Source organism: Streptococcus mitis (assembly GCF_946190375.1).
Classification (GTDB): domain Bacteria; phylum Bacillota; class Bacilli; order Lactobacillales; family Streptococcaceae; genus Streptococcus; species Streptococcus mitis_CJ.
The window spans coordinates 1-236 of record NZ_CAMIAF010000151.1 but is presented as its reverse complement, the minus strand read 5'-3'; the positions used below and the strand labels follow the sequence as shown (position 1 = coordinate 236).

The window sequence follows — 236 nt, the reverse complement described above, 5'->3', positions numbered from 1 at the left end:
ATAAACCAGCCGGCTCTGCAAATCCACGTCGGCCCCCAGCACGGCGCGAATGTCGGCACTGCCGTCACGCCCGCGCACTGTCACCTTGAGCGGCAATCGGCTGTTGGCGGTCTTGGTCAGGGGGAGCGGCAGATCCAGCGCCATGCCCTGCAAGTTGGAATCCATCGCCAGCTGGAAGCTGAACGGTTTGTCATTGGGCAGGGTCAGCCCCAGGGTACCGGCCCAGTTGCTGCGCC

The 236-nt window shown here is 64.8% G+C and carries 1 protein-coding gene; it reads right to left on the bottom strand.

The features are described from left to right. A partial coding sequence (locus N8M09_RS11105) for a YhdP family protein (protein WP_261065251.1) occupies positions 1-236 on the bottom strand: 236 nt, incomplete at both ends.